Origin of the sequence: Clostridium sp. LS (assembly GCF_002760435.1) — a bacterium.
In the GTDB taxonomy this organism is placed as follows: domain Bacteria; phylum Bacillota; class Clostridia; order Clostridiales; family Clostridiaceae; genus Clostridium.
Genome location: NZ_AUUU01000029.1, coordinates 1 through 23,196 on the forward strand (window position 1 = coordinate 1; position 23,196 = coordinate 23,196).

Sequence of the window (23,196 nt, forward strand, 5' to 3'; positions counted from 1 at the left end):
TTATTTTTTATTCTTTTTCCATACTCGACCCAATTAAATAGCCGTTCTCACAAGTTGCCCACAGATTTTACTGCATTATAAATTCCTATAGAATAAAAAAACATTCATAATTAATACATAGTCTTAATTATGAATGTTAATTTCTTTTTAATTATTTAATTGTATAATTTATATTCTGTATAGTGTTAACTCTTATAACTATAAAAATTAAGTTTGTTTTCTCGAAGCATATAAATAAAGAATATTAATATGGATAATAGAAGAAATGTGTTGCCCTGTCTGTAGTAGCAGTATCTTGAAGGACTAATCTTCTATGAAGTACTTGATTCCCAAAGCTTGTCCTTTGATTATCTACAATGTAAGCATATCCATCCCTATCCCAGCACATAAAAATGTAAACATGGGAATAATTATTTGTAAATACAATATCCCCTGGCTTTATTTGGGAAAAGTCATAGCTGTACACAAATCCCATGCTCTTTAGCACATTTTCAAATTGATATGTGTTAGCTGTTGATATAGGTATATTTACTCCAATCCTTCTGAGTGCCTCGGATGAAAAATATACACAATTATTGCTGGTAATTCCCCCATGTAAGGCTACTGCAGTACTGTCAACACTCCACTGATTGTTGGCATTCGTCATATATTTGAATAATTGATAATTTGTATTTGAATGTGAATAGTTATAGTAAGTATTTACCGTTTCTCCATTTGCTTGTACATATGTATAATTATCCAACCATATATTCTTAACCAATGAACCATCAGAATTAAATCTATATTTTTTACCATTTATTGTTGTATCTGCAGATACCATGATACCTGTACTTGGATTTAAATAATATGTTTTATAATCTAAAGTTAACCATCCGTATTGCATTCCGCCAGAGCTGCCAAAATAATACCAGTCTTTATCTATTTTTTGCCAACCTGTAATCATAACTCCGTTATTATCTAAATAGTATTTTATTCCTTTGACTGTTTGCAAACCTTTTTGCATTATCCCATCATCATTAAAATAATACCAATTTCCGGAAATTAATTTCCAATCATTCTTAACTAGTCCATTTTCCTTATCATAATAATACTTATTTCCGCTTTTATCGGTTTCCCATCCATCTCTTACATTTCCATCCTCATCAAATACATATACTTTTCCATTAATTTTTAAACTTGTCCCTTTAATTCTATCCCCATGTCTATCTAAGTAACACCATTTGCCCTTAAGGAAATACCATCCTTCATCAAGATTAAAATCATTTCCTTCTACATCACAATATGTATATTTACCACTTATAATTTTCTGCTTTATATTATCAGGTAAAGATTCAAGTTTATTATCACCAAGATCTAAATAAGTTAGCTTAGGCAAATCTCCTAAATACTCAGGAATTTTTTTATCCAATCTACAGTAATTTAAATTCAAGTATTCTAAATTCTTCAGCAATCGTATTTCGTCAGGTATATCATCTTCAATTTTTTGATATCTTAAGTCAATTTTTTTAATACTCAGAAAATCTTTTTCTGTGAGATCCCTTACACTTTTGTTTAATTGCTTAGCAACTTCGCTTGTAAGCCAATTATTCTCGATTTTAATATTACTTTGATCCGTTATATCCCCATTTATTCTGGAATCTTGTGCATAAGTTACTACCGGAACGCTACTAATACATAGAAATACAGCAATTACTACTAATTTTTTTAATTTATTACGTCGCATCTAATCGTCTCCCTTTTATTTTTTCCATATAAATTATACCATTTTAGATACATAATCTCAAATATTTATGAAAAAATCCAATCTTATGGTAATTAATTCATATAATGTTTCATAATTTATACAAATTAATTTCCAATTTTCGGGCCCTTTATTAAATATATTTCATTATTAATATTTCTGAAATTGATTTTACAATTATATCAGCTTTAGATAAATCTTGATTTCCAGAATTAACATTTTTAAATCCAATGCATTTCATTCCAGCAGCTTTAGCAGCTAACACTCCATTTCTTGAGTCCTCAATTACAATACAATTCTCTGGAGACACCTTTAATTTTTTAGCTGCTTTAAAATATATATCAGGAGCTGGTTTTCCGTTAAGAACTTCCTCCCCGCTTATAATATAATTAAAATAATCTTTAATCTCAAATTTTGATATAACTACTTCTATAAAACTTCTAGGCGATGATGAAGCAATCGCTATCGGAATATTATTCCTCTTTAAGTGTAATAATAATTCATAAATTCCTTCTATTGGCTTTAAATCAGATTCTATTACCTTCTTTTTAGTCATTTCTACTTTATATTGAATTATTTCATCAACTGATTGGTTGATGTTATATTTTCTTTTTAAATCAGTAATCATATATTCATTTGTAGTTCCAACATATTTTTCTAATTCTTCGAATGAAATATTACATCCTAAATCTTTCAATGTTTGCATATCAACCTCAAAGTGAATAGGCTCGCTATCTATTATTACTCCATCCATATCAAATATTACTGCTTTCATATATTACTCCTTTGCTTACATATATCTCAAATCTGTTACTATTTAACCATTTGACTTCCTTCTTTAATACCAGTAATAATATTCTCTCCACATTGTTCTGGGGTTATTTGACCTGCTGTTAATAAACTTAAATTAGAAGTAACTGGTCCCCACATATATTCTGTTTCAACTATATTAGGCATTATTTCTGAATCTTTTGCTTGTAAATAAAATCCTTGCAAATATTCATCATTTTTAAAGCTTTCGCTTTCTAGAGCGTCCTTAAATACCGGAAGCCTATTTCCTTTACTCATTAGAATTCCCTTAGAATTTTCAATTATATATTTTAGCAATTTATAAGATTCCTCTTTATTATTTGATTTTGGATTAACTAATGCCACTTTAACACCTTTAAATGGTTTCACAATTTTGCCGTCAAGTTTAGGAATCGGTACCACTCCAAACTTTAAGTTAGCATTATTTTCTTTCATCATCTTTAGTATTTTAGTCTCCCCTATATAGTAAGCAGATTGTCCATTATAAAATGCTGACTGAGCTGTATTTTCGTTTATATCTGTAGGCATTAATTTATCTTTTTGTATTAAATCTTGCAGAAATTTATACCCTTCTATTGCTCCTTTACTATTTAAACCCATATCATCTTTATTAAAAGTACCATTATTATTTTTAAAAGTATATCCACCTTCAGCATTTATAAATTCATATGATAAGTAAAAATTATTAAGATCAAATTCAAATCCTTTAGTTTTCCCTTCTTCAACTAAATTTTCCATAGTGTCTGGAACTTTGTTAACCAAAGCTTTATTGTAAAATAAAGCTGGGCACTCTTGAGATATAGGATAGGCATATACTTTATTATTAATAGATACTGCATCTATTAAATCTTTTGATATATAATTATTAAAGTCAATTAAATTATTTGGTACTTCTTCCGCTAAACCTAGCTTCGCTAATTTTTCCAAAAATTCATGACTCAATCCAAATTCTATATCTATAGAATTTTCATTTTGAGGCGCACTTCCATTTTGAGTAGCTCCTAAATATTCATCGGCACTTCCCCCCGTATAAAGTGAGCTGACTACTACATTAACCTCAATACCATTATCTTCGCTCCATTTTTGTGCAATCTTTTTAATTTCATTTCCTTCATCTTCTGTTGAATCAAGAATAATGTTAATTTTTTTACTTTCTTCCTTCCTTGTTCCACTGCATCCACTAAAAACACCAGCAAAACATGTACATAAAATAAAACAACTTAAAACTTTTATTATCTTACTTTTCATATAGCACCTCGTATAATAATTTTAAAATTACAGATTTTCACATGAGAGTAATTTCAATTATAACATTATTCTTTTATCCGTTATATATATGACTATAAATTTTATATTTTTTGTAGTTTCTTCTAATATTTTCATGTCAAAGTAGTTCTTCTATTAAGTTAAATAAAAATATAAAAGTTTTATTGTATTTTCAAGAGCATTATAATGTGTTCTCTCCATCCCATGAGATGCGTGGACTCCAGGCCCAATTAATGCCCCCCTAATGTCATTCCCGCCTCTTAACGCAGCTCCTACATCTGAACCATACATTGGATATATATCTACTGCATAACTCAATTTATTATCTTTGGCTAGATTTACAAGCTTTGTTACCATATTATAATCATAAGGGCCTCCTGAATCCTTGGCACAAATTGATACATCATATTCAGTACAACTTAAATCATCGCCAATGCATCCCATATCTACAGCTATTAGTTCATTTATATCTTTAGGAATAAATGACGACCCATGGCCAACTTCTTCATAAGTTGAAATAAATATTTTAGTTGTATAATTTGGTACAATTTTTTCTCTATTGAATAATTCTAATAGTCCCATAAGGCATGAAACGCTGCCTTTATCATCTATGAATCTCGATTTTATAAATCCATTTTCAGTAATTGTAGTTTTAGGATCAATAAATATAAAATCCCCTGGGCATATTCCTAAATTTATTGTATCATCTTTTGATCCTACCCTTTCATCAATTCGTATTTCCATATTTTTAGCATCTCTTATTTTATTAGAACTATCTTCGAATACATGGGCTGCAGGGCTTGTGCTAAGAAATGTTCCAGTAAACTTTTTGCCTTCTCTTGTCCTTATAATACAATATTCACCATCTAAAGTTGGAACAATTGGCCCTCCTAGTAACGTAAATTTTAATTTTCCTTCTCCCGTTATTGATCTAACCATAGCACCTAATGTATCAACATGTGCAGATAACCCTACTACTTTTTCTTCAGATTTACCTTTTATTGTTATTATTCCACAGCCCTTGTTTGTTGTTTCGAAATTGTATCCGAAACCTTCAGCTATGCTTTTAATTTTATCTATTACCTCAAAACAATAACCAGTTGGGCTATCAGTTTCCAATATTTCTTTAGCAATATCCAAGATATACTTTTTATTAATGTTCAAATTCATATGTTAATCACTCCTAAAAAAATTTAAAACTCATTTGATAGATTGGATAGTACTTCATTATCAACTCTATAAACAGTCCATTCATCCATTTGCTTTGCACCCATCTTTTTATAAAAATCTATAGCTGATTCATTCCAATCTATACACCACCACTCTAACCTGCCGCAATCACGTTCAATAGCCAGCTTCCCAAGAAAAGTTAACATAATTTTACCTAATCCTAGTTTTCTAAACTCTGGCTTAATATATAAATCTTCTAAATATATCCCTGGTTTGCCAAGAAAGGTTGAAAAATTATGAAAAAACAATGCGAATCCTACTGGTTTTCCATCATATTCTCCTATAACAACTTCAGCCTTTTTTCTTATAAAAAGTGAATCATAAATGATTTCCTCTGTAGCAATTACCTCACTTAATAGTTTCTCATAATCTGCCAATTCCCTTATGAACTCTAATATTAATTTAGTATCATCTTCTTTTGCAAACCTAATTTTAAAATTGTTTATTCTTGTATCTATTCTATTTTCCACTTAATCATCTCCCAAGTAATAACAATAAGTTATATAATCCAAATATAACTCTTTAGATTATATAACTTATCTTTTATTTTTATTTTTTTAATATCTCTTTAAGCTTTTCAATTAGGATTTTCATTTCTTCATCGGTACCTATAGTTATTCTTAAAAAGTTATCTATTCTATCCTTATTAAAATATCTAACTAACACTCCATTTTCTTTTAATGTCTCATATAAAAATTTACCTGAAACTCTATTATGACTTGCAAAAACAAAGTTAGCTTTTGATTCCAGAACTCTGAAATTTAAAGCCTCTAAATCTTTAACAACTTTTTCCCTCGTATTTATAATTTTATTAGTTATTTCCTCAAAATACTCGTTATCTTCAATTGCTGCTTTAGCTCCAGCAAGGGCTACTCTATCTATAGTATAAGAATTTATACTATTTTTAATTCTATTTAATCCTTCAATTAAATCCTTATGTCCAAGAGCAAATCCGACTCTAAGTCCAGCTAGTGAACGAGACTTTGATAAAGTTTGAATTACTAAAAGATTGTCATAGTCCTTTATAAATTTAACCATTGATTGACCGCCAAAATCTATATAAGCTTCATCAATTATAACAACAGTATCCTTATTCGCCTCAATTAATTTTTTTAAATCTTCTACATCAATATATTTTCCTGTTGGTGCATTTGGATTTGGAATTATCACTCCTCCATTTCCTTTTTTCAACTCTTCTAGTGGAATATCGAAATTATTATCTAATTTCACCAATTCGTAATTTAAACCAAAAAGTTCTGCGTAAACTTTATAAAAAGTATAGCTTATATCTGGAAATAAAATCTTTCTATCTTTAGAGAAAAAAGTCATAAATGAAAATGCCAAAATCTCATCCGAACCATTCCCTATAAATATTTGATCTTTATTTAAATCATAATACTCTGCAATTTCATTTATTAGATCACTACAAGTTGGATCTGGATAAAGCTTTAAATCTCCATTAACAGCACTTTTCATAACTTCTATAACCTTATTTGAAGGTGGGTATGGATTTTCATTAGTGTTTAACTTTATGTACTTTTTATCCTTAGGCTGCTCCCCTGGCACATAAGGCTCTATTTCACTTACTTTTTCATTCCAATATTTACTCATTTAATTGCCCCCTAGTGTGTTTAGCTTTTTAGTACATTATAACCTAATTTCACCTCTATGTGCAAAGAGAACATTCTTAAAAGACTTCATAAAAAATAATTTTAAAAAAAGAGATTCAAGCTTATCAATAATCTCCCACATTAATGAAATAGCTTAAAATCTCCATAATCAGATTAATACTTTAATATATCTAAACTTTCGGAGTCATATACATCAAATTCTTTTATTGATCTTAATATCTCTTTTTTAGCAAGATCAATGTATCCATTCTTAAAATAAAGCTTTCCAAGATAAAACAATGCATATTTATTATCTATTAAATTTAATAAATTAACAGCTATTTTTAGTTCATCGAATTTATTATTTATAAGCAATACTTCTAAAATTTCTAAAATTATATTCATATATTCCTTATTATTTTTATCTTGTGATAATATTCTCGTTGATTCTTTAGTAAACAACTTAATTAACTCTGAATATACATCAAGAAGTTTTTTATCATAAATTGATAACTCATCATATTTAAAGTTATTAACTATAGATGATGCATAATCATATTTTTTTAATAAAATGGCACTCAAAACTCTATACATTGAAAAAAACATATAACAAGAACTCTTTTTGTCCATTTCATTTATGCTTAAATATTCTTCAAAATCTCCGTTTCTTATAAGACATCTTAGCTTTAACATTATAGTGTCTTCCGCACTTGTTCCTGTATCTTCATATTTTTTCATATATTCTAATGCTGTTTTATAATATTCTACATGATAAAACAGATCTGCAATAATTGCATAACAAGATTCTTTGTTTTTTGAAAAAAATTCTTCTATTATGGCCTTAAATTTTTCTATTGGAACATTTTGTTCCTTTAATATATTAGCTATATTATATAAAGGCTCAATATAATCAGGTTTTGAACTCATTGATTCAATATAAAGGTTGTATGCAGTATCGTAGTCTTTATACTTCATATAAATATTACCTAATTCATAATAAGCTCTAAAACTTCCAGTTCCATATAGAAATTTTAGCTCTGAAGGTGCTTCTCCTATTTCAATACATTTCTCTAATGCTTTTATCTGAAGAGTTGGTCTATCAGTAGCTTTGAAAATTAGCGCTTGATAGTAATACAAGTCTGTGCACTTTGGATAATGTTGAACTCCAACATCTATAAACTTCAAAGCTTCATCATAATTTCCTAAATTATAATTTGAAACAATTATGCGCAATATCAATATAAAGCTATATCCCCTGCCTGAATCAAAATCTTCATAAGATTTATAATAATATTCTAATGCAGCGTTCATATCATCTAGTGAAGCATACTCATTTCCTAAATTGAAATAAGCGAACCCATCATTTGGATTAACTTTTATTTGTTCTTTTAAAATAGAAATATTCCTATTTCTTTTATCCTTAGAAGTTATCCTTTTATCTAAATATCCATAATGATGTATTTTTATAGAATCACAAATAGCATTATATTCTCCTTGATAAAATACTAACTGATTATGAACTTCTCCTTTATAATGAATTCCACGATTATTTTTAAATAATCGTGGATTTATATTTATAGCAATATCTCCTTTTTCGATATTACTTCCATAATAGCTTAATGTTTCAAAATAATATATTGCTTTTTCATCTAGTTTACTATTTAATAATGCTTTAAAAGTTTTTCTATCTTCTTCAAATAATTCATCATCTGCATCCAATATAAGTATCCAGTCTTTAGTCGCATATTTTAATGATTCATTTCTAGCTTCACTAAAATTATTATTCCACTTAAAATAATAAATTTTGGCGCCAAAAGTTTTAGCAATTTCTACTGTTTTATCCGTAGATCCTGTATCAACTATAATTATTTCATCAATGATATCTTTGATACTGCTAAGACATTTTGGCAGATATTCCTCTTCATTTTTTACAATCATACATAAGCTTACTTCATTTTTCATTCCATCGCTCCTATCCTAAATTTCTTGCCTAATAATATTAGAGTTAATTTATTTTTTAATGTAAGTATATCCCTCTATAATATACTATGTCTTTTATATGGAGGCGTGATTAATTTGTATTTCTATGAAATAAACTATATTATAATTAAAAAAACCAGGTTCTTCCCCGGCTTTTTCTCCCTTATACCAATAAAATTATTTTATTATATACCTTAAAACAATATTATTAGCTTATACTTTTAACAAACTTAATAAATTTATTATGTTCGATTGCAAAGTTTCCTGAAACACTAATCCCATCTGGAACATTTTTTGTAACAACGGCTCCAATTTTAATACTAGTATTATTACCAATAATAAGTCCATTAGAAATGGTAGCACTTACTCCAATCCAACAATCATTTCCAATAACCGTGCTGCCGCCAATTAAAGCATTAGCTGCAACTAAACATCTTTCGCCTATTTTGGCAGCATGGCCAACATGCACTAAGTTATCAATTTTTGTTTCATTACCAATTATAGTATTGTCCCAAGGGAAAATTGCCTTATCAATACAAGTATTGTATTGTACCTCAACATCTTTCCCGATTATAACTCCACCGCCGTGTTCAATAAAAATTGTTTTTCCTACTTTATTAAATTGAAATCCTTCTCCTCCTATTATAGCTCCTGCCCTAATTATCGAATTGTCTAAAATTTTAACATTTTCTCTAATAATAACTTGTTCTTCTATGGTTACATTGTTACCTATGACAACATTTTTACTGCTTATGCTGCTTCGATTATTTATTTTACAATTCTCACCAATCGATGTTTTAAACTCCTGCATCATATATGAAGATGAATTTTTATTTAAATAATTGTGGGTTAAATAAAAATCTAAGCGAGGATTATTTGATAAACAGATACCATATTTTTCAGGGAGAATTTTTGCAATTTTACTATTACATATTATACAAGTAATATACTCTGATAACCTATTTATATATCTTTCATCATCAATGAATGTCAATATTTTATTATTTAATCTAGAATTAGCGAAATCAAGTGCATTAAATTCACCATCTCTGTAAATATATATATCAGATATTTTGCTAACAAAATCAGATAATTTCATTCTTTTCACCTTCAATTTTTGCAAACTTATGACACAATTTATTTGAAATATTCATCTTATCACTTTTATACATAATCTCTCCAACCTTAAGGCCTGCACAATGTAAATCAATTATTGGCTTAGGTCCCAAATATGCTAGAGTTTTACCCATTCTATAATTGCCAACATTACAGTCGGGATAAAAAGATATTTTATTTTCCTTTAAATCATTAATATCAACTATTCCAGCAAATTGTACAACTGTTACAAAATCAGACAATTCCTTTAATTTCTCTGCTGATATTCCAGAGAAATTTTTTCCTATGAAACATTTATCGCATGTATAATCTGCAATAATTATGGCATCAGCATTTGTTAATAAACTATAATTATCTTCATTTAAATCTTTTACTAAAACTGCATCCGATGATAATTTTGACAATGTATCGTATATTACATTACCAAAATTATCATTGCTCACAATTATTATCTTACTTTTATAAACCTCTATTCCCGCATCAAATAACATCTTTACTGCAAGCGGACCATTAAATTTAAAAACGTCTAATCCAGGATAATTTTCATTTGTTCCCATTATTTTAATAGCTTTTTGCCTGCAATAATCTATATCTAAATCTTCTTTTCTAAATTCCCATGGTTCACACATATATGAAATTACTGCATTTTCCTTTAGCATATCTATAGTTTCTCTATCAATTGGCCTTACAAATCCTAAATTTGTAATAATATCTGCTTCTTTAATATTTTGTTTATTATAAGTTACACATACTTTATCTTTAACATCGCATAATTCCGCAAATAACATTGTATTCTTTCTTACTTCTTCTTTATTTGCATATTCTGAATCCTTTGTTATTGCATAAACTTTTTTAGCACCAGCCATCGCAGCAATAATTGGTGTATATATGAATTCACCTGATGCTGCTTCTGTAAAAATAATAAGATCATTTAAATTTAGCTTATTAAATTGTATTGCCTTATTTATTAAGCTAATGCTTCTTATAGGATTTATCATACCTTTCTTTTTAAAATATTCTATTAAATTATCTTTCATTTAAAATTTTCTCCAACACTAATGCTACATAAGATATCTCTTCAATGGAAATATTTTTGTGTAATGGCAATACCATACCATGCTTATATGCATTTATTGAATTATTAAATCCATAATTTTCATATCTATACTTTTTCTTATAATAGGGTTCTCCATGTAATGCATAAGCTCCTATATTAGTTTCTATTCCATTATCTTTTAAACTTTTTATTAATTCATCTCTATTAATTTCTTCGTTTAAAAGTATGTGATATGTCTGCCATGCATGCTTGCCATAGCTTTTTTCCTTGGGTAAGGTTATACCTTTTATTTTTTTTAATATTTGATTATACTCCATAGCTAATTTGATTTTTTTATTATTTATTTCCTCTAATTTTTTCATTTGTACAGTTGCAATAGCTCCTTGAATGTTCGTCATTCTATAATTTAAGCCTGCAGTTACAAATTTAGCTTTTCCGTCAATATATTTTATACCATGATTTCTTAATATTTTGATTTTATCAGCCAATTCATCATTATTAGTAACGACAATTCCACCTTCCCCTGTAGTTATAGCTTTCCTTGGATGAAGACTAAAGCAGCCTATATCTCCAATAGTTCCAGCTTTTTTAAATTTATATTCTGCTCCAAGAGCACAAGCTGCATCCTCTATAACTTTTAAATTATATTTTTTAGCTAAATCCATGATCATATCCATATCAGCCGTTTGACCAAATTCATGAACTGGAATAACAGCCTTAGTTTTATTTGTAATCATACTCTTTATTTTTTCAGTATCTATACAGTAACTATCTAAAGTTATATCTACAAATTTAATTGATGCGCCTATAATTTCTACTACATTAGCTGTAGCTGGAAATGTAAAATCAGGAACTATAACTTCATCTCCTATTTCTAAGCCCACAGCAAGTAAAGCTAAATGTAGAGCAGCAGTTCCACTGCTAACTGCTATAGCATGTTTAATATTTAAATAATTTTTTATTTGATTTTCAAATTCCTCTACCTTATTACCTTGTACCAAATATTTTGAATCAAAAACCTTTTTTATTTCCTCTAATTCTTCTTGACCTACATCTGGTACTGCAAGTTTAATCATTCAAAACACCTCTATACCACTGAATTGTTTTTTCTAATCCTTCATCTAAATCATATTTAGGATTAAACTTTAAAATTTTTTTAGCTTTCTCTATGCTAGGAATCCTAAGTTCAACATCCACATAAGATTTAGGCACATAAACAATTTCAGATTTGGAATGTGCTATAGTTTTTATTAACTTAGCAAGCATCGATATAGTTATTGTTCCCCTCGGATTACCAATGTTAAACGATTGTCCTATGGCTTTCTTATTACTTAAACAAAGCATTATTCCATCTATAAAATCATCTATAAAACACCAAGATCGTATCTGATCACCATCACCATGAATTTGTATCTGCTCATTTTTTATAGCTCTAACAACAAATTGATGAATTGCTCCTTCCCCAACTTGACCATCACCATATATATTAAAAGGCCTTACCGTAACTATAGGCAGTCCATATTCCTTGTAATAGCTATGAGTCAAATGTTCTCCAGCAAGTTTCGAAACAGAATAAGTCCACCTTGCTTCCCCTACAGGAGCTAGGTTTGTCGAATGGCCTTCATCTACTTTATATGCGTAAGAACCAAAGACCTCTGATGTAGAAAAATCTATAAATCTCTCTATTTCATGGTCTTTTAATGCTTCTAAAACATTATAAGTACCAAGCATATTAACTTTCATAGTAGTCACTGGATTTTTTATGACAGTATCAATTCCTGCTATTGCTGCTAAGTGAATTACTATATTAGGCTGAAATTTATCTATTATCTGCTTTAAATAATTTAAATCTAAAATATCTCCTTTAACTAATTTTATATTGTCTTTATTTAATAACCTAGTGTGTTTTATCGAATTTCTATTTAAATTATCATAAATTAATATTTCATTATTTTTGCTTAGCAAGTAACATAATTTTGTTCCTATAAATCCGGCTCCACCTGTTAAAAATATTTTTTTATTTCTAATCAATTATATATACTCCCTCATAAATTTCTCTATAAATAATATAGCTTATTAATTTTGCTAAATGAATTTTTGCAAAATTATTTCTAACCTGCTAAATAAACTATAATTATTTTCATAAGTTTTTATTAATGCATTATATGCTTTTTCAACCCTTTCTAATGGTTTATTTAAATAATATTCAAATTTTTTTATATATTCATATTCGTCATTAGCTATTGCCATATCATCTTCTGTATATAAGTCATAAATTAGCTTAGGATTATCTACTAACTGAAATCCACCGCAGGCTCCTATAATAAAGGTTCTCTCGTTAACTTCACTTCTTATTTGCTTTTGTATATCTAAATGATAATTTAAGTTTATTTTAGCTCTGTTATAAAAAAACTTTGCATTATTAGGATTTAATTCTATACTAGTCTTCTCCCATCCTGTCCCTCTTAATATTCCACATTTATATTTATTAAGAATTGGTGTTAAATACTTTTCTGTTTCTTTACACTTTATATAGCTGTTAGTTCCAACCAAAAAATACTCATATACTTTAGAAGTATTTTCTGGATAGTAAATTAATGGATTAAATCCAAATGGAACATTAACTATATCGATCTTATTTTCTACCCAGTTATATAAATGTTCATCATTTGTTTCTTCTACTAATGATGATATTAAAAACTTATAATTAAAATTCCTACACAACTGTATATTAATTAAATCCAATTTTTCATTATCAATTTGTTTAGAAACCAACCCTATTTTATTTTTTATACGCTCTATAGATTGATTTACAAAAGAATTACCTATATAAACTTTATCTGCTATATTTATATAAATATCATATTCTTCATAATTTAACTGTGGACCTACTTCATATACTATATCAACTTTAACCCCCATATAATTTAAAATTTGTTTCCACGAGATAAAGCTATACTTCCAGAATCCATTTGTAACTGAGTAAATTAGTATTTTAAAATTATAACTTTTATATTTATCCTTGTATTTTTCTAGCAAACTTCTTTTTAACTCTTTTCCTTTATCTACTATTTGAGTCTGTGCAATATATTCTTCACTTTGTTTATTAATATTAATTTCTATTTTATGCGTGCTTATTTCATTTAAAATATTTTTAATGTCATGACTAAATAAACTACTATTACTCAAACTTTTTTTCATGTATTTTTCTATAACTTTAATAAGTGGCTGTAAATATACTTTTATTTGTTCTATATCAAAATCTAAATCATGTTTCCAAGGCATACCACTACCATTTAAATACATAAGATATGTGTTATAATAATTAACTCCAATAAGATAATCTTTTTTACTTTCCTGTGATTTTTTATCCAATTCTCCCCAGTCTGAGACTGTTAAGTATTTTCTTTCATCAAAGTTATTTACTATATATTCCATAACAGATATAATTGATTTAATTCTATTTTCTAAATCATAAGTCATATTGTTATCATGGTGTCTATAACAAATTGTATCGCAATCTATATATTTTCTTTTCCAACCATACTTTAAATTTACTAAGGTATTTAAAGTATCTCCTGCTACCCTATTATTCTCATCTATTAATAAAGTCAAATTATTTCTTTCATAAAAATTTTTTTTGAATAAACCAATACTAAACGGAATTACTCCTGAACCTTTTCGATTAAACGTTTCAAATATTATTTCATCATCAGTATAATCCTTGTTTTGCCATCCATATTTATTAATTCCTAATTCATCACATATTTTAATATTCCCATAGACATAATCTAGTTCACTATTCAATAAAAATTCTATAATATGGTTTTTTATTACATTTACATCCACTAAAAAATCATCAGACGATAATAACATAAAATATTCGCCACTTGCATATTTAATAACTTCTTTTATTCCTTTATATACACTTCCACTGTTTTCTTTATGAAATATAGTTCTAATATTTTTACATTTTTTTTCATATAATTTTATTTTTTCTACTGAATCATCAATTGAACAATCATCAATAATAATTATCTCAATATTTTTATATGTTTGCTTTAATACAGATTCTATAGATTGTTCTAAAAATTCTGAACAATTATAATTTATAATTCCAATTGTAACTAATGGCTCTTTTAATAGCTCCTTATCTTTTTTCTGTAAGTTTAGTCTAGTAATTAACTCAGTTATTCTAGTTTTTTGCTCTACAGCACTATATCTATCAATAATATATTTTCTATATTCGTAAGAATCATACTTATCTGACATAATCATATTAATAGCTTCATCAATTGTATTCCATACATATTTGTTATCATATATCATTTTTGCTCCAACAAAATTGTGTATTATTGGTTTAATCCCCTTGCACATAGCTTGCATAACACTTATATTTTGTGATTCAAGGATGCTAGTACATAGTATATAATCTTTATCATTAAGCCATTTATCTAAATCATCTTGCCAACCTTCATATATAACATTGCTCTGCAAACCGAATTCTCGTACCATTTGGTTATAATAAAGTACATCTCTATTATCTTGAAAAACTCCAGCAATATACAATTTGTATCTATGATCTTTTTCATAAATGGCCTTAAACGTGTGCAATAGAAGCATTGGCCCCTTTTTGTAATTTATATACCCCACATATGCTATATTAAATCCATTTTTTTTCTCTCTAAAAATCCACTTATCTTCATCTATTCCATTAGCTATCACTGTCATAATTTTTTTATCTATATTAAAATTTTCAATTATAAAATTTTTAATATATTCACAAACCAATATGAGACTATCAATATTATTCCAATTAACATTATTGATATAATCTGTAAAAGCTTCATAACTATGAAGTCTGCATAAAATTCTCTTTTCTTCAGCCAACTCTAATTTACTTCCATAACCCACCAGTTCATCACACCACTCAAACCAACATATATCTGCCCAATTCATCCCTTCATCAATTTGTTTATAATCTCGTACTATTATCTTTTTTATTTCATAATCTTTTGATAAGACTTTAATAATATCATCAAGAAAACTGTCTAATCCTAATTTTACAAAAAAAGCTATTCTATCCTTATTTCCTTTTTGATCTTGTTTTTTTTCTATTGTTTCTATACATTTAGTTAATTCTCCCTCTGGATTATTTATAGTAATTTTTAAGTCCGCTTGCATTTTATCACTCCAATATTCTATATGTAATATCTTATTCTATAGCTTTTTATAATATGATTTATCATTAAGGCACATGAAATAAAATAATAAGTCAAAGGCTGGCGTGAATATTTTTCATCAGATAAGAAGGTAAAATGCCATCATAGTAGGCCTATTATGGCATTTTGCAGACGTAGGATGATGGAAAATATACTGTCAAATGGACTTATTATTTTTTTGATTGTGCCTAAAGTGATATTCAATAGATTTTTATAATTTAAAGCATCTTATACTTGTTATCATTCAACTCATAAAATAATATAAATTTCTCCTCGTATTCAAAAATTCACTTAATAATCTACAAATTAATTTAATCTATTCACAATTTATAAAACTATCAATAAAATATATAATAGAAAAATTTTAAAAAATCTTTTAAGGAGATGTATTAAATGGCAGATTTTACTGTAGATTTCGATACTCCCAAAACTAGCTCTGTTAGATCAGTTCAAGTTTTAGGCACTGTTCCTGGTGATAATACTCAAGGCTATGTTCGTATAAGAGTTACCGTTACTAATCCAAGTAGAAATGATATATATTATCGAACAATTTCAATTGCTCCTACTTCCACACAATATGTCTTTCACGGGACATACAACGTAGCTATTGTTCCTAAATTTACTAGTGGTACTGTTACACCATCCTATGCTTTCTCTTTCACAGCTCAAGCATAGAATACAAAAATATATTATTTGCATGGAGTCATTCTATGACTTCATGTTTTAAAGCATATAAATTGGAGGTTAAAATGTGGCTAGCATAATTATTCCTGCAAGCAAAAGTTTAACAATAACTAATAAGTTTCCAACTAGAAATATCAATAACGATATTATATCTGTAGGAAATGATGGTATTAATAACTATATAAGCTATCTTTTTTTTGATATTTCTACTATCCCTAATGATGTCTCAATAAGTTATGCAGAACTAGTATTATTTAAAACTGATAAATTTTATGATGATGACGATAAAATTTTTGAAGTATATTCCCTAGATGAGTATTTTAGTACTTATACAACCTTTAGAAATCACCCTAGAATTAATGATAACTTTAAAAAAATATTTTATCCTATGACATCAAAAACGGCTGTAGCAATTCCCATTACCTCATTAGTAAAAATATGGCTTAAAGATGTTAATATAAATACAAGCATAATGTTATGTAGTAGAATTAAAAATTCTCTTTTGCATTTTGGTTCCGCTATATGTAGACAAAAATATCTTATTCCATTTTTAAAAGTATATTTTACTTCTTATACTGATAAACGGTTTAGATCAAGAGCAAATCCACATGCTGAGAAAGAACCTATGATACAAAAAAATTATCCAAATAGAAATAACAATATCTACAATAATCCTATAGAAGGTCTTATTGAACAATATAATAGTGTAAAAAATAATCCTTTTCAAAAAGATCATAATAACGTTATACTAAAACATTACCAAAATAATTCTGCTCCAGATCCTCCGTTAACAAAAAGTGCCTTTGTCAATGGTGAAATATTAGATAGCTATCCTAATATTTTAATAAATAAAAGTAACAGCTTATTAAATTCTATGCCATTTCATAATAATATTGCTCAACAGCAACTGCAGCTACCACTAACACCAAAAATTGCTGCCGGATTCATAGTTCCATATTTAATAAGCAATTCAATTATAAATAATCAGTTGTCCTTAGATTCATTGAATAGTATAATTGATAATATTTTTATTTTATTAAAGGATATCTTTACTCACAGCTTTCATGATTATTGTACATTAAGGCAGATACATGTTACAGGAACTGTGGCCCCTTACTCTAAATACATTGCTGCTGTCAATGTTAGAGTACAGAGACACAGTTCAAATCATATTGATAATTACTATACAACAGATATTTATGATAATTTATCTAGTGATTTTCCTATGCATATAGATAAAACATACAATATTGCTATTATGCCCAAAATAGATTTAGGTGATAATGAAGAGATATTATTTTATGGTTCTTATAAAGAATAATTGAACCAATAAATAATATCTTTTTTCTTAGCATAAATTACTTTCGTCTTTTCCCCAAAAAATATACTCCAACAGCGCCTTGGCCAGTATGACTGCCTACTGCTAAACCCATATAGCTAATTATCACATCTTTTACCTTAAATTTTTCTTTTATTAAACATAATAAAAATTCCACACTCTCATTATTATCTGCGTGGGAGATGAACACTGTATTCAAATTATTCTCACAGATATTTTGACCAATGTATTTAATTAACTCTTTTAAAACTTTCTTTTCTCCTCTAATTTTTTTTATAACTTCTAAAGTTCCTTCTTCATTAACGGTAAGAATTGGGGTAATATTAAGCACACTGCCGACTATGGCTGATGCGCTGTTAATCCTGCCGCCCCTTTCCAAATGTTTCAAATCTTTTACTGTAAAAAAATGATATAAGTTCCTTTTATACTCCTCAATATAATCTACTATTTCATTAAGACTTTTACTTTCTTCTTTTAACTTAGCCGCAGTATATACTAGCAATCCTTGTCCACTAGAAGCAGCTTTTGAATCAATAATTTTTATATTTGCTTCTGGGTACTTCTCCAAGATTTCTTCCCTTGCTGTCAAAGCACTATTAAATGTTCCACTTAAGCCTGATGACAGGGCTATATACAAAATATCATATTTCAGGGAAATATACTTTTCAAATATTTGTATAAATCTATTTGGAGTTATTTGACTTGTCTTTGGCATTGCTCCTTTTATTAGTTTTTCGTAGAAATTCTTATAATTTAATATTTTGCCACCATCTTCAATTATCCGTGTACCCTCAATTTCACACTCTAGCCCTAAATACTCAATATCTAAAGAATTGATTATTTCATAAGATAAATCACATCCGGAATCTGTTATTATTTTGAAATCTCTCATTTAATTCTTCCTTTCGAAATATAATATTCAATCTAACTTATATTCCTAAAATATTATGTATTACTTATAACAATAATTCTTGTTAACTAAATTAAATATTAATGCAAAATTTAATATATTAATTATTTCTTAAATATATAAATTCTTATATTTCATCTTCTAAATTTATTGGTATAATAGATTTATAAGTAAATACAAGAATATTTTTACAAAAATGTTTACATAATCATTCTATACGGAGGCGCAAATGACTAAATTATTTAAAATCATAGTTTTATTATTCTGGTTGGCAATTCTATTCATATTCTTTAAATATGAATTATATATCGATGGCGTGGGAAAAATTATTAGTTTTCTGAATACATATAAAAATTATAGTGCTCTATTATTTTTCATTATTGCTTCATTAAGAATTTTCACACTTATTCCATGCACAGTTTTTATAATAATAGGAGGTGTTCTATTTAATCCATTAGACGCTTTTATTTTAACTGCGTTAGCTAATCTAATGAGCGAAGTTCTACTGTATTTTTTCGCTAAGCTTACGTTAGGCATGAATTATCAAAATAAAATTATAAATAAATACCCAAAAATATATAATACTATCAAAAAAAATAATGTACAAATTCTAGCCTTAGGTGTTTCATCTCCAGTTGTACCATCAGATATTATTTGTTTGTTTTCTGTATTAGCAGAGATTACCTTTATTAAGTATGTTTTAACTATTTTTCTTGCTGATACTCCAATAATTCTTTTATACACCTTTTTAGGAATTAGTATAAAGTATTCTTTATATGTATTTAGTGTGATGCTTATTTTTGTTGTATTAATAAATTTTTATAACTTAAGAAAATGGAATAAACAAATTGGCTAGTTATAGAAATTTTTAGTGGTAAAGCGAATTCTTATCTAAATAATAAAAAATAACTGACATATATGTAAAATCTAAATACATATCCGTCAGTTATTTTTCAATTTTTAATTTAACTAATAATTACTTTGAGTATAGTCTATTAATTGCACTTATCATTGATTTTATTGATGCTCTTGTAATATTACTATCTACACCAACACCAAAAGTTTTCTTATCAATATCATTTCTTTCCATGTATACATATGCAGCAGCCTTAGCTTCAGAACCAGTACTTAATGCATGTTCTGTATAATCTATAATCTTAACATTAATTAAGCTGCTTTCTGCTAATGAATTTTTAAATGCATCTATAGGTCCATTACCTATGCCTTCAAGTTCCTTTGAAATTCCATTATAAACTATCGTTACATTTACCTTAGTATCTTCTTCACCATCATCTTCAGAAATATCTGAAATAGTGCACTTTACAAGCTTAAATGGCGTTTCTAAATTCAAATATTCTCTTTCAAAGGCTTCCATAACTTCTGAAGGAGAAACTTCTCCCTTTCCTTCTGAAATCCTTTGGATGACATCAGCAAATTCTTTTTGCATTACCTTTGGTATCTTAAATCCATAGCAATGATCCATAACGAAGGCAATTCCACCTTTGCCTGACTGGCTGTTAATTCTCACTAACGCTTCATATTCTCTTCCCAAATCACTAGGATCTATAGGTAAATAAGGTACTTGCCATATATTATCATGTCTTTCTTGGTATTTTTTCATTCCCTTATTAATAGCATCTTGATGTGAGCCTGAAAATGCTGTAAATACAAGGTTTCCGGCATACGGATGCCTAACATGAACTGGTATTTTAACGCATCTTTCATATACTTCTATTATTTCATTTACATTCTCAAGATTTAACTCTGGATTTACACCATGAGAAAACATATTGTAAGCTATAGTTAATATATCTACATTTCCTGTTCTCTCTCCATTTCCAAATAGAGTTCCTTCAACTCTGTCAGCTCCTGCAAGCATTGCAAGTTCTGCATCTGCAACACCTGTTCCTCTATCATTATGAGGATGAACACTTACAATCACTCTTTCTCTATCTTTAAAGTTTCTACACATCCACTCAATTTGATCTGCATAAACATTTGGAGTATCCATTTGTACTGTTGATGGAAGATTGACTATAACCTTATTATCTTTAGCGGCTCCCCAAGTATCTAATACAGCATCACAGATTTCTAATGCATATTCTACTTCTGTTCCAGTAAAACTCTCAGGAGAGTATTCTAAAAATATCTTTCCATCAAAACTCTCAGAATATTTTTTTACTAATTTTGTTCCTTCTATGGCAATTTCTTTAATTTCTTCTTTGCTCATGTTAAAAACAACATCTCTTTGAAGTACCGAAGTTGAATTATATATATGAACTATTGCCTGCTTTACATCTTTCAATGCTTCAAAGGTTCTTTTAATTAGGTGTGGTCTAGCTTGCGTTAACACTTGCACCACTACATCATCAGGTATATGATTTTCATCAACTAACTTTCTTAAAAAATCATATTCAATTTGCGATGATGATGGAAACCCCACTTCAATTTCTTTAAATCCTAACTTAACAAGTAAATTAAAAAATTCAACTTTTTCTTCAACAGTCATTGGATTTATGAGAGCTTGATTCCCATCTCTTAAGTCAACGCTGCACCAAATTGGTGCCTTAGTTATTTCATTATCAGGCCATGTTCTGCCCTTCAATTTTATTGTTTCAAATCTTTTATATTTTTTATAATTTAACATTTAATTGCCCCCCAAAATATATTTATTATAAAATTAGCTTCCACTTGATTTCTTATTCCCAGATATAATCCCTCAACTATACCTCGAATTTTCATAATAAATATAATTTTCTTATCTACTTTCTTATTAACCCCACCTAAACCACCTCTTTATAAATTTGAGCGATAAAAATATTTTACCATATGACCTACTATATGTAAATATTTCATACTATTTTCAATAAATTAAACAATATTCCTGAATGATATTTATTAATGTATCAATTTATAACATTTTTTACATCAATAGAATATATTATACTATAATAATTTTTAGGAGTTCCATATGATTTTTTTATCACCACTATTACTAGCTATTTCTTCAAATATAGACACTCTATCAGTTTCTTCATCTTATGGTACTAAAAAAATCTATTTGCCTAAATCAAGTATGATATTACTCACAATTTTAACTTCTATTTCTCTCTTTATATCAATGTACATTGGTAGATTGATTCAACCTCTATTTGGATTTAAATTAGATAATATATTTGGTGCTGTTCTATTAAGTTTTATTGGATTATCATTTATTGTTGAATATATTAGATTGGAACAAAAACACCTTGGATACGATACTTCCTATTTTTATATAAGTCCAATGAGATATAAAAACATCTTGGAAAACCCTATAATTGTCGATTCTGATAAATCGAATCATATTGATATAAAAGAATGCTTTAATCTCTCTTTAGCTATTGGAATAGATAATTTTTTAGCCTCTTTTGCAGCCAGCATAACAGGTGTTAATATTGGCATTAGTGTATTTTTTTACTTTATTTTATCCATAATATCAGTTTACTTCGGTTATTATAATACCAACATGAGTCTAATAAAATGGTTTCAAGAACACTCATATTTTATCTCAGGAACAATTTTAATTGTACTAGGAATATATGAGGCATTTGTTTAATTTTAAAAATATATGCCATCGGAAAAATTTAAAAATAAAATTTTCGATGGCATACTTATTATTCTATATTTTTATGTCCCTTACCAAATATTAAAGCTATACCAACTAGTATCAAAATAGCAGGTACTACTAGTGTCGTATTAATTACCCTAAATATATTACCAAACAACATACTTGCAAAAGATACAGCTGGTATTATAGTTAGAATACATATTGGTATTAGTAGTCCCCTTTTTCGACCACCAAAATAGTATAGTTGAAATAATCCTATTGCGACAGAAAAAGGATATATTGGCCATGTATAACCAGCGAAATGCCAATTAGTTATGGTTTCAAAAAAGAACAAAAGTCCAAGTGTGGTTAATATTCCTCCTGGAACTAATACTCCAGGATTAGTTCTTGTTGCAAAATATGCAAAATTAAAAGATAAACCTGGTATCAATATGAACAAAGGCCATAATCTATCCATCCCAAACAATTGTATATGCAATAATCTTGACATAAATAATAATATTCCGATTACTATAAAAAAGAATCCCCAAAAATTATTTTTATTCATCATCTTCTTTCCCTCATCTCTTAAAATACATAATTTAAAATAATTACTTATAAAATTATATTCCTTACAGTTTATTA

The 23,196-nt window shown here is 27.7% G+C and carries 19 protein-coding genes; 4 read left to right on the forward strand and 15 right to left on the reverse strand.

Going from position 1 to position 23,196, the window contains the following annotated elements; genetic code table 11:
- Positions 1-244: 244 nt before the first annotated feature.
- The 12 genes from COL3_RS07540 to COL3_RS07595 form a co-directional block, all read right to left on the reverse strand.
- Positions 245-1,723 carry a leucine-rich repeat domain-containing protein gene (locus tag COL3_RS07540; protein WP_008420655.1) on the reverse strand — a complete coding sequence of 493 codons (1,479 nt, stop codon included), beginning with the start codon at positions 1,721-1,723 and terminating at the stop codon, positions 245-247.
- A 151-nt stretch (positions 1,724-1,874) separates the two neighbouring features.
- Positions 1,875-2,516 carry an HAD family phosphatase gene (locus COL3_RS07545; RefSeq protein ID WP_008420656.1) on the reverse strand — a complete coding sequence of 214 codons (642 nt, stop codon included), beginning with the start codon at positions 2,514-2,516 and terminating at the stop codon, positions 1,875-1,877.
- 38 nt (positions 2,517-2,554) lie between these two features.
- On the reverse strand, positions 2,555-3,799 hold the full coding sequence (locus tag COL3_RS07550) for an extracellular solute-binding protein (protein WP_008420657.1): 1,245 nt from the start codon (positions 3,797-3,799) through the stop codon (positions 2,555-2,557).
- A gap of 153 nt (positions 3,800-3,952) precedes the next feature.
- Positions 3,953-4,987: a M42 family metallopeptidase gene (locus COL3_RS07555; protein ID WP_008420658.1), complete on the reverse strand. Its 1,035-nt coding sequence runs from the start codon at positions 4,985-4,987 to the stop codon at positions 3,953-3,955.
- Between the two features lie 23 nt (positions 4,988-5,010).
- On the reverse strand, positions 5,011-5,517 hold the full coding sequence (locus COL3_RS07560; RefSeq protein WP_008420659.1) for a GNAT family N-acetyltransferase: 507 nt from the start codon (positions 5,515-5,517) through the stop codon (positions 5,011-5,013).
- 79 nt (positions 5,518-5,596) lie between these two features.
- The gene (gene hisC / locus COL3_RS07565; RefSeq protein WP_008420660.1) at positions 5,597-6,658 is read right to left on the reverse strand and encodes a histidinol-phosphate transaminase; all 1,062 of its coding nucleotides are present in this window, start codon (positions 6,656-6,658) and stop codon (positions 5,597-5,599) included.
- 173 nt (positions 6,659-6,831) lie between these two features.
- The gene (locus COL3_RS07570) at positions 6,832-8,619 is read right to left on the reverse strand and encodes a TPR domain-containing glycosyltransferase (protein ID WP_008420661.1); all 1,788 of its coding nucleotides are present in this window, start codon (positions 8,617-8,619) and stop codon (positions 6,832-6,834) included.
- A 226-nt stretch (positions 8,620-8,845) separates the two neighbouring features.
- The gene (locus COL3_RS07575) at positions 8,846-9,736 is read right to left on the reverse strand and encodes a UDP-3-O-(3-hydroxymyristoyl)glucosamine N-acyltransferase (RefSeq protein WP_008420662.1); all 891 of its coding nucleotides are present in this window, start codon (positions 9,734-9,736) and stop codon (positions 8,846-8,848) included.
- Entirely contained in the window at positions 9,723-10,790 is a 1,068-nt protein-coding gene (locus COL3_RS07580; protein ID WP_008420663.1) for a hypothetical protein, read from the reverse strand. The genes COL3_RS07575 and COL3_RS07580 overlap by 14 nt, the downstream gene beginning before the upstream one ends.
- Positions 10,780-11,886, reverse strand: coding sequence for a DegT/DnrJ/EryC1/StrS family aminotransferase (locus COL3_RS07585; RefSeq protein ID WP_008420664.1), 1,107 nt, complete (start codon positions 11,884-11,886; stop codon positions 10,780-10,782). The genes COL3_RS07580 and COL3_RS07585 overlap by 11 nt, the downstream gene beginning before the upstream one ends.
- Positions 11,879-12,841 (reverse strand): GDP-mannose 4,6-dehydratase, encoded by a 963-nt coding sequence (locus COL3_RS07590; RefSeq protein ID WP_008420669.1) that lies wholly within the window; start codon positions 12,839-12,841, stop codon positions 11,879-11,881. Before COL3_RS07590 ends, COL3_RS07585 begins: the two co-directional genes overlap by 8 nt.
- 54 nt (positions 12,842-12,895) lie before the next feature.
- Positions 12,896-15,994 carry a glycosyltransferase gene (locus tag COL3_RS07595; RefSeq protein WP_008420670.1) on the reverse strand — a complete coding sequence of 1,033 codons (3,099 nt, stop codon included), beginning with the start codon at positions 15,992-15,994 and terminating at the stop codon, positions 12,896-12,898.
- Between the two features lie 431 nt (positions 15,995-16,425).
- Between COL3_RS07595 and COL3_RS07600 the strand changes: the two genes are divergently transcribed.
- Together COL3_RS07600 and COL3_RS07605 are read left to right on the forward strand one after the other, a co-directional pair.
- The gene (locus tag COL3_RS07600) at positions 16,426-16,707 is read left to right on the forward strand and encodes a hypothetical protein (protein WP_008420671.1); all 282 of its coding nucleotides are present in this window, start codon (positions 16,426-16,428) and stop codon (positions 16,705-16,707) included.
- Between the two features lie 76 nt (positions 16,708-16,783).
- Positions 16,784-18,037, forward strand: a complete 1,254-nt coding sequence (locus COL3_RS07605; RefSeq protein ID WP_008420672.1) for a DNRLRE domain-containing protein — start codon at positions 16,784-16,786, stop codon at positions 18,035-18,037.
- Between the two features lie 37 nt (positions 18,038-18,074).
- Here the strand turns inward: COL3_RS07605 and COL3_RS07610 are convergent, their stop codons facing one another.
- Positions 18,075-18,947, reverse strand: coding sequence for a DegV family protein (locus COL3_RS07610; protein ID WP_008420673.1), 873 nt, complete (start codon positions 18,945-18,947; stop codon positions 18,075-18,077).
- A 247-nt stretch (positions 18,948-19,194) separates the two neighbouring features.
- On the opposite strand from COL3_RS07610, the gene COL3_RS07615 reads away from it, so the two are divergent.
- A complete protein-coding gene (locus COL3_RS07615) occupies positions 19,195-19,821 on the forward strand; it encodes a VTT domain-containing protein (RefSeq protein WP_008420674.1) in 627 nt (208 codons plus the stop codon).
- A 120-nt stretch (positions 19,822-19,941) separates the two neighbouring features.
- Here the strand turns inward: COL3_RS07615 and leuA are convergent, their stop codons facing one another.
- The gene (gene leuA, locus COL3_RS07620; protein WP_008420676.1) at positions 19,942-21,612 is read right to left on the reverse strand and encodes a 2-isopropylmalate synthase; all 1,671 of its coding nucleotides are present in this window, start codon (positions 21,610-21,612) and stop codon (positions 19,942-19,944) included.
- Positions 21,613-21,936: 324 nt separating this feature from the next.
- Here leuA and COL3_RS07625 point away from each other — a divergent pair, with 324 nt between their 5' ends.
- Complete coding sequence (locus COL3_RS07625; RefSeq protein ID WP_008420678.1) at positions 21,937-22,560, forward strand: manganese efflux pump; 624 nt, start codon at positions 21,937-21,939, stop codon at positions 22,558-22,560.
- Positions 22,561-22,618: 58 nt separating this feature from the next.
- Here COL3_RS07625 and COL3_RS07630 read toward each other — a convergent pair whose 3' ends face one another.
- On the reverse strand, positions 22,619-23,122 hold the full coding sequence (locus tag COL3_RS07630) for a hypothetical protein (protein WP_008420680.1): 504 nt from the start codon (positions 23,120-23,122) through the stop codon (positions 22,619-22,621).
- Between the last annotated feature and the right edge of the window lie 74 nt (positions 23,123-23,196).